Below are 15,104 nucleotides of genomic sequence, written 5' to 3'. Positions count from 1 at the left end.
AGACGTAAAAGGCGGCGCATCTCGACGATGTGTGCGCATCTCGGCAGCGGGGCGCGGGCACGGCAATGGCCCCGCACCTTGTGGGTGCGGGGCCATTGCCGTGAGAGTTACCGCGCAGCGGTTCCCTCGACCCGCAGCGCGACTGCGCCGCCGCGAGCAGAGCGAGCAGACAGCACTGCGTCGTCCCGACGACTATGTGTCGGGGGTTACCGCGCAGCGGTTCCCTCGACCCGCGGCGCGACTGCGCCGCCGCGAGCGGAGCGAGCAGACAGCACTGCGTCGTCCCGACGACTATGTCGAGGGTTACCGCGCAGCGGTTCCCTCGACCCGCGGCGCGACTGCGCCGCCGCGAGCGGAGCGAGCAGACAGCACTGCGTCGTCCCGACGACTATGTCGAGGGTTACCGCGCAGCGGTTCCCTCGACATAGTCGTCGTCGCCGCCCTGCCAGGAAAAGAGAGCGCGGAGGTCCTTGCCGGTCTTCTCGATCGGGTGGCCCTCCTCCTTCTCGCGCAGTGCGTTGAACTCGGGGGCACCCGCGTCCTGGTCGTCGATGAAGCGCTTCGCGAATGCCCCGGACTGGATGTCAGCGAGGACCCCCTGCATCCGCTCCTTCGTGCCGGCGTCGATGATGCGCGGGCCCGAGACGTAGTCGCCGAACTCAGCCGTGTCGGAGATCGACCAGCGCTGCTTGGCGATGCCGCCCTCCCACATCAGGTCGACGATCAGCTTGAGCTCGTGCAGCACCTCGAAGTATGCGATCTCGGGCTGGTAGCCGGCCTCGGTCAGCACCTCGAACCCGGTCTGCACCAGGTGGCTCGTGCCGCCGCAGAGCACGGCCTGCTCGCCGAACAGATCGGTCTCGGTCTCCTCGGTGAAGCTCGTCTTGATGACGCCGGCGCGCGTTCCGCCGATCGCCGCCGCATACGACAGCGCGAGATCCCACGCCTTGCCTGAGGCATCGTTCTCGACACCGATGATGTCGGGGATGCCGCGGCCGGCGACGAACTCGCGGCGCACCGTGTGACCGGGGGCCTTGGGCGCGATCAGGATGACGTCGACGTCGCTCGGTGCCTGGATCAGGTCGAAGCGGATGTTGAAGCCGTGGGCGAAGGCGAGCGCCTTGCCAGCCGACAGGTTCGGTGCGATGCCGTCGGTGTAGATCGAGCGCTGGTGCTGGTCCGGCGCGAGGATCATGATGACGTCGGCCCACGCCGTGGCGTCGGCGACCGACTTGACCTCGAAGCCGTCGTCTGTGGCCTTCTGGGTCGACTTGGAGCCGTCCTTGAGCGCGATGACGACCTCGACGCCGGAATCGCGCAGGTTCTGTGCGTGGGCGTGGCCCTGCGAGCCATAGCCGACGATCGCCACCTTCTTGCTCTGGATCAGCGAGAGGTCGGCGTCTGCGTCGTACAGGATCTCAGCCATTGTTCTCCTTGTGTTTGTGACTTCGGTCTGGAGGATCGTGCGGGAGGGCATCAGGATGCCCTCCCCTGGTTCGTAGGTTTCGGGATGTCTCAGCCGACGGAGCGCACGCGCTCGGTGATCGACTTGCTTCCGCGCCCGAGGGCGAGCAGGCCCGACTGCGCCAGCTCTTTGATGCCGAACGGCTCGACGGCCTTGAGGAAGGCCTGGACCTTGCCCTGGTCGCCGGTTACCTCTATCACGAGCGCGTCAGAGGCGTAGTCGACGATGCGCGCGCGGAACAGGTTGACGACCTCGATCACGTTCGAGCGCGACTGGTTGTCGGCGCGCACCTTCACGAGCATGTGCTCGCGCCGCACCGACTGATCCTGTTCGAGCTCGACGATCTTGAGCACGTTGATGAGCTTGTTGAGCTGCTTGGTCACCTGCTCGAGCGGGAAGTCGTCGACGTCGACCACCACGGTGATCCGCGACAGGCCCGGAATCTCCGTGACGCCCACGGCGAGGGAGTTGATGTTGAAGCCTCGGCGAGCGAACAGCCCGGCGACGCGGGTGAGCAGACCGGGTGTGTCCTCGACGAGGAGGCTCAGCACGTGAGTCGACATGGGATCAGACCTCCTCATCGAATGCCGGCGCGTGTTCGCGCGCGTACTGGACGTAGCTATTGGAGACGCCCTGCGGAACCATCGGCCACACCATGGCGTCGGCGCTCACGACGAAGTCGATCACGACGGGCCGGTCGTTGGTCTCCAGAGCGAGCTTGATCGCGTCATCGATCTCCTCCTCCTTCTCCACGCGGATCGCGAGGCAGCCGTACGCCTCGGCCAGCTTGACGAAGTCGGGGACGCGTCGGGTGTCGTGCCCGGTGTTCAGATCGGTGTTCGAATAGCGGCCGTCGTAGAACAGCGTCTGCCACTGGCGCACCATGCCGAGCGAGGAGTTGTTGATGACCGCGACCTTGATCGGAATGTCGTTGAGCACGCATGTGGCGAGCTCCTGGTTGGTCATCTGGAAGCAGCCGTCGCCGTCGATCGCCCACACGTCGCGCTCCGGCTGTGCGACCTTCGCGCCCATCGCGGCGGGGACCGAGTACCCCATCGTGCCGGCGCCGCCCGAGTTCAGGAACGAATTGGGGCGCTCGTACTTGATGAACTGCGCGGTCCACATCTGGTGCTGGCCGACGCCGGCGACGAACACGCCCTCCGGCCCCGTCAGCTCACCGATGCGCTGAATCACCTGCTGCGGGGCGAGCAGGCCGTCCGTCGTCGGCGAGAAACCGAGCGGGTACTGATCCCGCAGGCCGCTCAGGTACGCCCACCACTCGTCGATCTCCGGCGCCTCCGCGCCGCGCAGTGCGGCGTCGAGGTCGACGAGGACCTCTTTGAGGTCACCCACGATCGGCACATCCGCCGCGCGGATCTTCGAGATCTCAGCGGGGTCGATGTCGACATGCACGACCTTCGCGTCGGGGGCGAACAGGTTCGCCTTGCCCGTCACACGGTCGTCGAAGCGAGCGCCGAGTGCCACGAGCACATCCGCCTCCTGCAGCGCCAGCACCGCCGGAACCGCACCGTGCATACCGGGCATGCCGAGGTGCTGCTCATGCGAATCCGGGAACGCACCGCGGGCCATCAGCGTGGTCACGACGGGGGCGCCGCTCGTCTCAGCGAGCGCCTTCAGCTCCTCAGCCGCGCGGGCACGGATCACGCCGCCGCCCACGTAGAGCACCGGCTTCTTGGCCTCCGAGAGCATCTGCGCCGCTGCCTGGATCTGCTTGCCGTGCGCCTTGGTCACCGGTCGGTATCCTGGCAGGTCGTAGCGCGGGGGCCACACGAACGGCGCCTCGTTCTGCTGGGCGTCCTTCGTGATGTCGACGAGGACGGGGCCGGGGCGGCCGGTGGAAGCGATCTCGAACGCTGCGGCGATCGCGCCTGGAATGTCTTCTGCCTTCTTCACCAGGAACGAGTGCTTGGTGACCGGCATCGTGATGCCGACGATGTCGGCCTCCTGGAACGCGTCGGTCCCCATCAGCGTCGAGAAGACCTGACCCGTGATCGCGACCAGCGGCACGGAGTCCATGTGCGCGTCGGCGATCGCGGTGACGAGGTTGGTCGCTCCGGGGCCTGACGTCGCGATCGCGACGCCGACCTTGCCGCTCGCCGAGGCGTACCCCTCGGCTGCGTGGCCTGCGCCCTGCTCGTGGCGAACCAGGATGTGATTGAGCGAGTTCGCGCTCATCAGCGCGTCGTATGCGGGAAGGATTGCGCCGCCTGGCAGGCCGAAGACGTCGTCCGCGCCGAGCAGCTCGAGCGAACGGACGACGGCCTCTGCACCCGTGAGCACGGGCGCCTGGGCGGAACTGCGTGCGGGAGGCCGGGGAACGGCCGGAGCGGTGTCAGATGACATGTGGCTTTCCTAGATCTGATTGCGTAGCTGTCTGCTGGCCGCTGCGGAACCACGACGTTCGGCGTGATTCGAGCGGTGCGGATCAGCCGGTCATCGCGCACTCCGAAGCGGAGCGGACGAGCATGAGGAGCTTCGCCTGAGCGGTGCGCATGAAGCGCGGGGGCTGGCGCCCCGTCGCGGAGCACCGAGATTCGAGCCCTGCTTCGCCGACGCGTGAGTCGGGAGCGCGAGCCGCGATATCGACCCTGATCAGATCACCATCGCGCATCCGTGAAGCGGAGGCTTCCGCTCCGGATGCAATCCGGCCGCCCGAGCAAGTTGTGCCGCCAGGGAATCGGCCGTTCCCCCAGCTTAGTGCATCCGGAGCAGTGTTCCCGCCCCGCGCCGTTCCACGCGCGTCGAACCTCTGCGGCGCGGACACGGCGAAGCTCATACCTACGAGTGTAGGCCGCCGGACGGTGCGAGTCAGGCCCACCGGTCGACTGTTCGCTCGGGCCGGTCGCCCGAGGCTCACCTCGCGGAGGCCCGCAGGTCGGCGAGCCGGTCGAGAAGCGCGGCGAACTCGTCCGCGTCGGCCACCCGCACTCTCGCGTGCGTCGCCCCCTGACCGACCCTGACGCCGAGATCCTGCGGCTCGAGACGGGCGAGCGCGTCCTCATCCGTCACGTCGTCGCCGGCGAACAGCACCGCGGTGGCACCGGTCTCGGCACGCAGTTTCGCGACGCCCGCGTCTTTGCCTTCGTGCCGCCACGTGTACTCGCTCATGTCGATGCCGGTGCGCGCCCGCCAGGTCGGCGCCTCCCGCTCGATGAGCTCTTCGATGGCGGCGTGCACTCCGTCTGCTCGGTCCCTCGCCGTGAGCCGCGTGTGCACCGTGAAGCCGACTGCTTTGTCCTCGATCCAGGCACCGTCGACCGGTTCCACGATGCGCTTGGCCTCGGCCCGCAGTCGCTCCGAGAGCGCGAGCTCCTCCTCGTCGCCGAGCGCGTCGTCGCCCTGCGGCGCCTCCTGCCCCGCGGGACGCCAGATCTCCACCCCGTGCGAACCGGACAGCCACACGCGGGATCCGTCCCCGTGTTCGGCGATGATGCGCAGGTGCTCGATCGTGCGCCCCGACACCAGCGCCACGATCGTCTCGGGAAGCGCGACGAGTCGCTCGATCGCCGCGACGGCCTCCGGAATCGCCCTGGACGTCATCGGGTCGTCGCGCAACGGGGCGAGCGTGCCGTCGAAGTCGAGGGCGATGAGCAGTCGATGCGTGCCTGCGATGTCTGGCAGCGCCTCCGCCCAGTCGATGGTCGCGTCCGTGGCCTGGTCGGTCATCCGGTTCCTCTCGATGTCACTGCTCGCGCTGCTCGGCGCGAATGTCTTCGACGGCGGTCATGAACTTCTTGCCCCAGCGCTCGACGTCATGCTCGAGCACCCTGCGCCGCATCGATCGCATGCGCCGGCCCTGCTCGGCCGGAGTCATCTCGATCGCCTGGATGATCGCCGCTTTCATGCCGCCGATGTCGTGCGGATTGATCATCAGCGCCGCGTTCAGCTCATCGGCGGCACCGGCGAACTCGCTCAGCACCAGCACGCCGCGCTGGTCTGTGCGCACGGCCGCGTACTCCTTCGCCACGAGGTTCATTCCGTCGCGCAGCGCGGTGATCAGCAGCACGTCGGCGGCGAGGTACAGCGCGACCATCTCTTCGCGGGGGAACCCCTGATGCAGATACCGGATCGCCGTGTGATGCATCGTGTCGTGGTCGCCGTTGATGCGCCCCACTGTGAGCTCGATCTCGTCTCTGAGATCCTGGTAGGCCTCGACTCCGGGGCGGCTCGGGCTTGCGACCTGCACGAGCGTGACCTCACCGACCTTGGCCGTACCGTCCTCGAGCATCTCCCCGAATGCCTTCAGCCGATGCCTGATGCCCTTGGTGTAGTCGAGACGGTCGACGCCCAGCAGAATCTTCTGGGGGTTGCCGAGCTGCTCGCGGATCTCCTTCGATCGCGCGATGATCTCCGGTTTCTTCGCGAGGTCGACGAAGGCCTGGGCGTCGATGGAGATAGGGAAAGGCGCCGCCACGACCGAACGGGTCGTACCATCTCCGGCGGGAACCTCGATCCGATTCGACTTGGTCGGATACCGGAACAGCCTGCGCACGGAGCGCTGGAAGTTGCCGGCGTCCGCCACACGCTGGAAGCCGAGCACGTCGGCGCCGAGAAGTCCCTCGATCACCTCGGACCGCCACGGCAGCTGCGCGTAGAGGCCGTATGCCGGAAACGGAATGTGATGGAAGTAGCCGATGGTGAGATCCGGACGGATCTCACGCAGCATCTTCGGCACCAGCTGGAGCTGGTAGTCCTGCACCCAGACGAGACCGCCCTCGGCGGCGACGGATGCCGCGGCGTCGGCGAATCGCTTGTTGACCCGCACATACGAGTCCCACCAGCTCCGGCGATAGATGGGCGTGGCGATGACGTCGTGATAGAGCGGCCAGATCGTGCCGTTGGAGAAGCCCTCGTAGTAGTACTCGAGATTATCCTGCGACAGGCGAACCGGAACGAGCAGGTTTCCGTCGAACTCGAACGGGTCCATGAACAGGTCGGCCTTGCCGGGCCAGCCGACCCACGCAGCATCGGAACCGGCCATGACCTGTTCCAGAGCCGTCACCAGGCCGCCGGGCGAACGGCGCCACGACTCGTTTCCGTCCTTGTCCGTGACTCTGTCCACCGGCAGGCGATTCGCTACGACGACAAGCTCTGACTGAGCCATGACGGTCTCCTCTCGTCGGAACGCCCGTGCGGGATGCCGCCAGCGTACCCGGTTCCCTGCGACCGCGACGGCGCCCGCGGCATCCGCCCCGAGCGCCCCGCTGAGAAACGCGATGGCCGGATGTCGACGAGCGCGATAGCGTGGGACGCATGGGCATGAGCAAGTACGTTGCGAGCACGGGGATCATCGGCGTCCTGCTTTCCGGTCTGTCACTTCTGCGCGGCTCGGACGAGCAGCAGCTCACGTGGCGCGTGGCGCTGTCGTGGGCGAGCTGGGCGCTGACCCTCGCACTGTCGATCGGGATGATCCTCGATATCCGCAAGGCGTCGCGCGGCGGAACGGTCGACGATGACTCCCCGATCGCGGGCAAAGAGCACAAGTACCGTGCGACCGAGGCGTAGTGGACGTTCAGCAGACTCTCGTACACGCCCGGGCATCCCTCTCAATTCGCCCTGTCCTGAGCGATCGTGTAACGTAGTCTCTCGGTTCGCAGAGCGGAAACGCTAGGCATACTAGGCGCCTTTAGCTCAGTCGGTAGAGCAACTGACTCTTAATCAGTGGGTCCAGGGTTCGAGCCCCTGAGGGCGCACCTCACATCGAGACCCCGGCACGGAGACACTCCGGCCGGGGTTTCGCATAGGCCGCGCGCGATAGCCTTGTACGCATGACGCACTCCCTCGAGGATGACCTCGCCCTCGCGCTGCGCCTCGCGGATGCCGCGGACGCGGAGTCGCTGCCCCGCTTCGACTCGGCGGGGCTCGAGGTGAGTCTCAAGGCCGACCGTTCGCACGTGACGGAGGCCGACCTCGCTGCCGAGCGTGCCATCCGGGAGCTGATCTCCTCCGAGCGTCCGCACGATGCAGTCTTCGGCGAGGAGTACGGCGCGAGCGAAGAGGCGTCTCGCCGTTGGGTCATCGATCCGATCGACGGCACAGCCAACTACCTGCGCGGGATTCCCGCGTGGGGCACCATGATCGCCCTGGAAGTCGACGGTGCCGTGGTGGTCGGCGTGGTGAGCATGCCCGCGATGGGCCGCCGCTGGTGGGCGGCGGACGGGCTGGGCGCGTGGACGAACAGCCTCGACAGCGCCCCCCGCCGTATCGGCGTCTCCCCCGTCGACACGCTCGAGCAGGCGAGCATCAGCTTCCAGAGTCTCGGGCAGTGGCGCGACGCCGGACGACTCGATGCGCTGCTCGACCTGCAGGATCAGGTGTGGCGCGACCGCGCCTACGGCGACGTGTGGTCGTACATGCTTCTCGCGGAGGGCCGCCTGGAGTTCGTCGGAGAGTTCGATGTGAAGGAGTACGACGTGGCCGCCGCCGCTGCCATCGTGCGCGAGGCGGGAGGACGGTTCACGTCGCTGGAGGGCGACGAATCGCTCACGACGGGTTCGGCGATGGCCAGCAACGGCGTTCTGCACGAAGAGTTTCTGCGCGCACTGCGGAGTCGGGCTTCGAGAGCATGACCCGCCGCCGCGCACTCGTATTCACCACCGGTGCGCTCGCGCTGCTGGTGCTGACGGGGTGCGGAGCCGCAGCAGAGGCGCCGGCGGACGACGGCGCCGCCGCGGAGCCCGACGCAGCGCCGACGTGCGAAACGCTCATCACCCCCAGCCTGATCGAAGACCTCGAAGGCCTCGGCTGGAGCGCCAAGGAAGAGCCGTTCATGGTCGGTGCCACCGAGGTCGACGGCGGCATCCAGTGCAAGTGGGGCGACCCCGAGGGTGCCGGCGAGACGCTGCAGATCTACGGCTGGGCCCCGGTCGACGCCGATGCCGCGGCCGACTACCAGGATCAGCTCGAAGCGGAGGGGTGGATCCGCGAAGAGCAGGACGGATCGGTGTTCCTCACGGAAGACCCGAGCATGGCCTTCCAGGTGGACGAAGACGGCTATGGCTACACCTACGGCTTCGCCGAGGGCTGGATGGCGGTGTCAGACACGAAGTCGGGCCTCGCTGTCATCCGCTGGCCGCGGTGAGAATGCGACCTACCTGTGCCGCCAGGGCAGGACTCGTGTCGACGTGAGGCGTTCTCACGCGCGTGAGAACGCCTCACGCGCGCCGGCGTCGAGTGAGCACCGTTCCACCTGCAACGAGTGCGGCGCCGCCGAGGAGACCAGCAGGGATCAGCCACCAGGCCATTCCTGTCACTGCGAGATCACCGTCGTCACCGCCTGACTCGGCCACCTCGTCTCCCCCGGAGTCGGCGCCGTCATCGGAATCGTCTCCGCTTCCGTCCGTTCCGTCGCCATCGGTTCCGGAGCCGTCATCACCCGAGCCGTCGTCACCGCCTGATCCGTCACCGTCTGATCCGTCGTCACCTGACCCGTCGTCATCCGACCCGTCGTCACCGCCACCCGCCGAACCGTCGAGCATGGCGACGTAGCGCTCGTCGTCTGCGGTGCTGGCAAGCCAGTAGTCGAGGCCGTCCTCGAGGTGTGCTGTGAAGCTCGCTGTGCCGGCTTCATCGAGGACCACCTGCGAGGCGAACGCGATGTCGGCCTCGGTCGGTGCATCGGGGTCGGCTCCGGAGTCGAGCACGAGAACACTCGCGTCCTGCTCGGCGTGCGTGCCGCCGAAATCGATCCGCACCGTCACCTCAGTCGCCTCCGCGGACGCCTCGTGCTCGGCCGCCGCCGCGGCGCCCGTCCCCACCATGACGAGCGCTCCTCCCAGCGCCAAAGCGCACGCTCCCGCTGCTGCCGTCCGCACGAACATAGATTTCTCCCGGGTCTTCATCATGATCCTCACCGCACGTTCTCCAGCACGGGTCGTTGTGCGCCCGGGTCCCATGCCCAGACCGTGTCGAAATCCCAACCGATCTCGGCGTATGTCTCACGCTGCGACGCGGCCTCCGGCGAGACCGTCTCGCCGTTGAGCGTGTCGCGTCCCTCGTCGAGGACGGTCTGTCCGACGATGTCGATCGTCGATGCTGCCAGGTTGTCGACGAAGGTCGCCCGTTCGCCAGCCAGCTCCCGCGCGGCGATCCGCCCGGCGTGACCCGTCGCTGTGATGGACGAGTTGAGTGCGACCGCACCTGTCACGTTCGTCGTGGCGTACGAGTAGCCGACGATTCCTCCGGCGTTCTGGTTGCCGACGACTTCGACGTCTCCCGTGGCGTAGACACGCTCCGTCGTACTGCCTCGCCCTGCAATGCCTGCGACCCCGCCGGCCTGCCGGCCCGCTGTCGCGCTCACCGATCCCTCGGAGTACGAGTCGCGTACGGTTCCGTTCAGGTATCCGACCACGCCGCCGACTGTGGAGCCGCCGCTGATCTCACCGCTGGTGCGCACCTCGGCGAGCACGCCGCCCTCCCCGAGCCTGTCGACGAGGATCCCGACATCCTTTGCGACGGTCATCACCCGCGCGTCCTCGAACGCGATGGCCTCGAGCGAACCCGTCACCTGAGCGAACAGTCCGCCCTCGTCCGAGGCGTAGCCGGAGAGCGTGTGTCCCGCACCGTCCAGATCGCCTGAGAAGGAGGCTGTGATGCGTACGTCCGCGCCGGACAGATCGATGTCGTCGACGAGACGGTAGCTCTCGGCCGGCCAATCCTGGATCTGTTGCAGATCCTCGACCGACCCGAGCAGGAAGGCACCATCCGCGTCCGCCTCGAGCGACGGTCCGGCGGGATCGTCGCCGCCGTCCTCGTCGCCGTCCGGCACGTCCCGCGCCTCGCCGACCTCGCGCAGCAGCGGTCGCTCCTCCGACGAGCTCCACTGCCACACCTGAGCGTCGAACCCGAGAGTGTCGCGGTAGAACGCGAAGGTCCCGATCTCCCCCGTGCTTGCAGTCGCGCCGTGCAGGTTCGTCGCGGCGGGCGCCGCAGTGTCAGTCGAGACCGATGCCGTCGTCGCTGCTGATGCCCAGTTGTTCTCGAGAGAGGCGGTGTTCCCCGCCAGCACACGGCCCAGGAACCGGTGCGCCCAGCTCGGGGCCGTCACACTCGGCGCGAGCGCCAGGCTGTCGCGGATGACCGTGCCGGTGTAGCCGTACCCGAAGACGCCGCCGACATTGCGGGTCGCCGCCGAGACGTCCCCAGCGGCATACACCCGCTCTGACACCGAGCCCGCGAGCGCGACACCGACCGCGCCGCCCGCTTCGGTCCCGTCCGAGCGCACGTCGGCCGTGCTGTAGGCGTCGCGCAGCTCACCGCCTGCGTCCCCCAGGATCCCGCCCACGCGACCAACACCCGTGATGTCGCCGCTCGTGTGCACTCGCTCGACGATGCCGGTGCTGACGTTGGCGAGAATCCCGGCGCTGGCGGAAGCGTTGGTCACGTGGGCGTCCTCGATGGCGAGATCGTGGATGTGGCCGCCGTTGAGAGCGAACAGCCCTCCGCTGTCGGACGTCAGGCCTCGGAGTGCGTGACCCGCACCGTCGAGTTCCCCTGCGAAGGGGACCTCCGCTCCAAGGGGCGAGAACTCGGTGCCTGACAGATCGATGTCCGTCGTCAGGACGAACCGCTCCGCGGGGAACTCGTCGAGCATCCGGAGCTGATCCGCCTCGGCGATCTCGAAGAAGCCCTCATCGTTCGTCGGCAGCTCCGGCGTCTCGCGTTCGTACTCCTCAGGATTCGAGGCGAGCACGGGGCGGCGCGCCTCGTCGTTCCACTGCCAGATCCCGCCGAGGTCCCAGCCCAGCGTCTCCGAGAAGTGCCCGGCCGACTCCGCAGCCTCCGGGGAGATGTGTTCTCCCTTGAGATTGTCGGATGCCGGCTCCTCATCGAGCGACTCAGCGGACACGAAGGCATCCTCGCGTGCGTACAGCCCGCTCAGCGTCGCCTCGTTCCCGGAGAGCACGCGGCCGAGCACTGCGTGAGCCCAGCTCGGGGCGACGACCGCGGGGTTCAGCGACATGGCGTTTCGGATGACGGTCTCGTTGTACCCGTACCCGACGACGCCGCCGACGTTCCGTGTCTCCGAGCGCACCGTGCCGGAGGCATAGACGTTCTCCGTCGTCGATCCGCCGAGCGCCACACCGACTGCCCCGCCCGCTTCGGTCCCTGTCACCCGCACGTTCGCGGTCGAATAGCTGTCCCGGATGATCCCCGACGAATCACCCACGATGCCGCCTGCCCGCGACGGCGCGACGAGGGATCCTGAGGTCCAGCTGCGTTCGATCGTGCCGTTGTTGGTATCAGCGAGGATTCCGGCCGTGCCGACCTCGCTGGTGATCTCCGCGCCCGTCACGGCGAGATCCCGGATCTCGCCGTCGTTGGTCTGGAACAGGCCGGATCCCGCGTGGGCGTCCGTCGCGAAACCCCGCACGGTATGTCCGCCGCCGTCGAACACACCCGTGAACGGCGTCGCGCCGGACCCGATCTGCTCGCGGGCCTCCCCCTCGCCGTCGAGGTCGTTCAAGAGCACGTAGTGGGCGTCAGGCTCCTGCGCGATCTTGGCCACATCGGACCAGGTGCGCAGCTGATAGGGGCTCGTCTCCGTGCCTTCGCCCGGCATACCCTCCCTCACCAGCGTCTGAGGCAGCAGTGCGCGCCCGGAGTCGAGGCCGTCCCAGACGAACACACGAACCGTGCTGTCAGACGCCACCGGCAACGGCGATGCGAATGAGGCGACCTGTTCGATCCCGCGATGATCGAGCGTGACCTCCGTCGTGCGCACGTCGAGCAGCGTCTCCTCGTCGAGGTCGTACGCGGCGGCCACGATCGTCGCATCCTCTGGAGCGCCGTCGGTGCTGAGCATTCCGACCCCGCTCAGTTCTCCGTCGACCACCTCGTGCGAGGTCACCCGCAGCTGCGCGTCCGGCTTCGCCACGGCGAACTCGTCGACGAGCTCACCGCCGATCGTGTAGGCGCGCGCCTGGAGCTCATCCCCGGCTGCTTCGAGGACGAGTCCGGTCTGGGTGTCGTCGTCGTAGACGATGTCGTCCCACCACTGCGGGTCGTTCTCATAGAACTTCGGTCCACTCGACCCCATCGTCACGAACGTCGTGCCGAGATCGCGCTCGGCGTCATCGGTGACGAGCTCGCCGTCGCGGATCGTGCTGCGCTTGTAGACGTGGTCATGCCCGCCGATGTGCAGATCCACACCGAGCCGGTCGAGCGTCTGGGTCATCTTCGCGCGCGCCATCGACATGCCCGCATCGCTGCTGTGACTGCCGCCGTAATACGGGAAGTGCTCGACCACGACGTTCCAGTCGGCACCGCTGGTGCGGATGTCGTCGGCGAGCCAGGCCAGCTGAGCGTCGAGATCGTAGTTCGAGTTCAGCACCGCGAAGTGGATGCTGCCTCGGTCGAACGAGTAGTTGCTCTGACCGACTGCGCTGCCGTTGTCCGGATGGTTGAAGAAGCCGTTGAAGATCCGGCTGCGCTCGGTCGAGAGCACGTCGTGCACCTCGTGGTCGCCGTACGTCTCGTGGTTGCCCACCATCGTGGCGAACTGCAGATCGAGGCCGTCCAGCGAGTGCGCGAACGTCTGCTCCCACAGCGTGCCGTTGCCGGCGTTGTCGACCAGGTCGCCGACCTGGATCACCGTCTCGCCGCCGGCGCGCTGCTCGCGCAGCTGTTCGAGCATCTCGGCGGGGAGCTCGAAGTCGCTCTGCAGCCCCGTACTCACCTGCACGTCGCCGAGGACGTAGACCGGCGCGTCCTCGACACCGCCGGCGAGGAACTCCCCGCGCACATCGGTCCATGGCCCGTTCTCGCTCACGCCGAACCGGTACTCGTACGTCTGCCCCGGTTCGAGCTGCGTCAGGTCGAACTCGTGGCTGCGCATCGCATGGGAGGTGACGCCGTCGATGTAGGTGTCAGCCTCGACGGCCGTCGAGTTGACCTCGAAGACGCTGTTCGAGGACGCCGCGCTCGCCTCGGCGCCGAAGCCGAACAGGCTCCCGGTCGGCTGGACCTGCACCCAGGCCTCCGTGACCGCGAGATCGGTCGGCACGCTCAAGCCTGTCTCACCCGGCTTCTCGCCGACCGAGGCGACCGACCCGTAGTGACGGAAGGCGACTTCCGGGTCGAGCTCGGCCGTATCGATCTCGATCCGGAGGATCTCCGCGGACGTCGACCCTGTCTCGTCCTCCGCCTTCACGACGATGAAGTGGTCGTCATACCCTTCGACGGTGAATCGCCCGTCGTCGACCGGTATCTGCCGCTCACCGTTGTACACCTCGAAGGAGACAGCGGGGGTCTCACCGCCGTCATCGGTCGCCGCCACGTGCGGCAGTTCGATCGTGTCGCCGTGCTGCGCATGATCCGGCGTGCCCGCGGCGACCTCGATCTCGGGTGCGTAGTCGGCACCGCGAACCCGCTCGCCGATCCAGATCGGTGCGGAGACGAGCTTCGCGCCGTCAGCCTGCGCGGCTTCCACGAAGAAGTAGTCGCCGTCGGCGACCTCGATCGTGGACGACAGATCCAGCGGGTTCCCGTTCGCGCCGGGGAACTCGTGGGCCACCTCGCCGCCGTTGGTGATGACCCGCACGGAGGAAAAGGACCCTCCGTCGTCGGAATCGGCGACCTGCACCTCGATGTCGAGCGAATCGGTGTCGGCAGGCAGGATCGAGCCCATCATCTCGCCGTTGCCGCTGAAGCCGAGGATCGCGTTCTCGTCGGGTGTCATGTACACGCTGCGATCACGCATCGCGTTGTGGAAGCCGTCGAGACTTCGCTCCTCGGCCCACATGCCCGTCAGCGCGGGGTTCGAAGCCACCCAGTTGTCTCGGTGCTCGTCGCCGCTGTACGTCGGCGCGACGTGCCATCCCTGGTCGAGCGCAAGTCGCCACTGTTCGTCGTAGGCCGGTCCGCCCTTGTGCTCGAACAGGGGGACGGATGCGTCAGCCTCCGGCGTGAGGTGGTCGAAGTCCCAGAAGTTGCCCTTCCCTGAGGGAGAAGGATGGTTGAACTGGGCGAACGCGTCCGAATCCTGCGCGAGGCGCGCATACAGCGTCGGCAGGTCGTACATGTAGTCGCCGACGGGGAACGTGCCTCCGAGCGCATCGCTCGAGCCGCGGACGTACCCGGGAGCCGTGGCGAACCACTCGGCGCCGTAGATGTTCAGATGCCCTGTGCCGTCGTACCAGGTCATCTCCTCGCCCGTGTCGACGACGAGATCGCTTGAGCCAGATGCATTGTGTGCCGCCGCGCTCTCCTTGAGGTGGCGCCATTCCTCCGACTCCGCGTCGGCGTGATCATCGATCCAGTCGTCGGCGGCCCTGACGTCCATCGTGACGTCGTGGTCGGTCGTCGCGAAGAAGTCGACGTCGGAGTGCTCCTCTACGACCGCGTACGCCTCCTGCGGTGTGCCCATCCCGTCGCTGATCGCTGTGTGGGAATGGAACTCGCCGGTGTAGTGCGTCAGTCCCAGAAACTCAGGGTGCGGATCGGACCCATCGATCGCCCCCGTCGCAGCCTGGGCCGGGACGACAGTCAGCAGGGAGCCGACCAGCGCGAGTGCGGCACCGACCGCGGAAACGGCAGTCAGGCGTCGGACGGACAGTGAGGACGGGAGTACAGGAGCAGGCACCCGCCGACCGTAGGAATCTCATAGAAACGCTTCGCG

Annotated in this window: 10 protein-coding genes and 1 tRNA gene; 4 read left to right on the top strand and 7 right to left on the bottom strand. The window is 67.5% G+C overall.

The window, feature by feature from the left end; all coding sequences use genetic code 11:
- Positions 1-400: 400 nt before the first annotated feature.
- The 5 genes from ilvC to CIK77_RS06005 form a co-directional block, all read right to left on the bottom strand.
- Positions 401-1,426 carry a ketol-acid reductoisomerase gene (gene ilvC, locus CIK77_RS06030; protein WP_087053627.1) on the bottom strand — a complete coding sequence of 342 codons (1,026 nt, stop codon included), beginning with the start codon at positions 1,424-1,426 and terminating at the stop codon, positions 401-403.
- Between the two features lie 89 nt (positions 1,427-1,515).
- Complete coding sequence (ilvN, locus tag CIK77_RS06025; protein ID WP_087053626.1) at positions 1,516-2,028, bottom strand: acetolactate synthase small subunit; 513 nt, start codon at positions 2,026-2,028, stop codon at positions 1,516-1,518.
- A 4-nt stretch (positions 2,029-2,032) separates the two neighbouring features.
- The gene (locus tag CIK77_RS06020; RefSeq protein WP_087053625.1) at positions 2,033-3,829 is read right to left on the bottom strand and encodes an acetolactate synthase large subunit; all 1,797 of its coding nucleotides are present in this window, start codon (positions 3,827-3,829) and stop codon (positions 2,033-2,035) included.
- A 510-nt stretch (positions 3,830-4,339) separates the two neighbouring features.
- Entirely contained in the window at positions 4,340-5,152 is an 813-nt protein-coding gene (otsB, locus tag CIK77_RS06010) for a trehalose-phosphatase (protein ID WP_087053623.1), read from the bottom strand.
- 16 nt (positions 5,153-5,168) lie between these two features.
- Positions 5,169-6,590, bottom strand: a complete 1,422-nt coding sequence (locus CIK77_RS06005; RefSeq protein WP_087053622.1) for an alpha,alpha-trehalose-phosphate synthase (UDP-forming) — start codon at positions 6,588-6,590, stop codon at positions 5,169-5,171.
- Between the two features lie 149 nt (positions 6,591-6,739).
- Here CIK77_RS06005 and CIK77_RS06000 point away from each other — a divergent pair, with 149 nt between their 5' ends.
- From CIK77_RS06000 to CIK77_RS05985, 4 genes are all read left to right on the top strand, one after another.
- Complete coding sequence (locus tag CIK77_RS06000; RefSeq protein ID WP_249268452.1) at positions 6,740-6,991, top strand: hypothetical protein; 252 nt, start codon at positions 6,740-6,742, stop codon at positions 6,989-6,991.
- Between the two features lie 115 nt (positions 6,992-7,106).
- A tRNA-Lys gene (locus tag CIK77_RS05995) sits at positions 7,107-7,179 on the top strand.
- Between the two features lie 75 nt (positions 7,180-7,254).
- The gene (locus CIK77_RS05990) at positions 7,255-8,055 is read left to right on the top strand and encodes an inositol monophosphatase family protein (RefSeq protein WP_087053621.1); all 801 of its coding nucleotides are present in this window, start codon (positions 7,255-7,257) and stop codon (positions 8,053-8,055) included.
- Positions 8,052-8,567 carry a hypothetical protein gene (locus CIK77_RS05985; protein ID WP_087053620.1) on the top strand — a complete coding sequence of 172 codons (516 nt, stop codon included), beginning with the start codon at positions 8,052-8,054 and terminating at the stop codon, positions 8,565-8,567. The genes CIK77_RS05990 and CIK77_RS05985 overlap by 4 nt, the downstream gene beginning before the upstream one ends.
- A 73-nt stretch (positions 8,568-8,640) precedes the next feature.
- Here the strand turns inward: CIK77_RS05985 and CIK77_RS17630 are convergent, their stop codons facing one another.
- On the bottom strand, positions 8,641-9,330 hold the full coding sequence (locus tag CIK77_RS17630; RefSeq protein ID WP_181861399.1) for a hypothetical protein: 690 nt from the start codon (positions 9,328-9,330) through the stop codon (positions 8,641-8,643).
- Positions 9,331-9,335: 5 nt separating this feature from the next.
- On the bottom strand, positions 9,336-15,068 hold the full coding sequence (locus CIK77_RS05975; RefSeq protein WP_087053618.1) for a metallophosphoesterase: 5,733 nt from the start codon (positions 15,066-15,068) through the stop codon (positions 9,336-9,338).
- Positions 15,069-15,104 lie beyond the last annotated feature (36 nt).

Source organism: Microbacterium sp. JB110 (genome assembly GCF_003335195.1).
Lineage (GTDB): Bacteria > Actinomycetota > Actinomycetes > Actinomycetales > Microbacteriaceae > Microbacterium.
This window is presented reverse-complemented; position numbering and strand designations above follow the sequence as displayed.